Raw genomic sequence first — 233 nt, 5'->3', positions numbered from 1 at the left:
CCGTAAACTTAACTGCTTTACCCACTAATTAGACAACAAAATGACAACAATAAAATTCTCTGGCTTATTGATTTTACTCTCGATATAGGGTGTAGTCAGTTCCTGCAAAAAAGATAAAAGTCCTGAGCTTACGTCTAACCTTGAAGAAACCGATCTGGATAGATCTGCCTGGACCATAACAGCGTCAAGCGAACAGTTAACCGGCGAAATAACTGGTCTTGCGACTGCGGTTT

Annotated in this window: 1 protein-coding gene; it reads right to left on the bottom strand. The window is 40.8% G+C overall.

All coding sequences use genetic code 11. The features are described 5' to 3' along the window. Positions 1-24: 24 nt before the first annotated feature. Positions 25-233: hypothetical protein (locus AC0IWT_RS20055; RefSeq protein ID WP_471798520.1), on the bottom strand; the 209-nt coding region annotated here is incomplete at its 5' end.

Source organism: Pedobacter sp. AC464 (genome assembly GCF_979253075.1).
The sequence above is the reverse complement of the archived record's forward strand: the minus strand, read 5'-3'. Positions and strand labels throughout refer to the sequence as shown.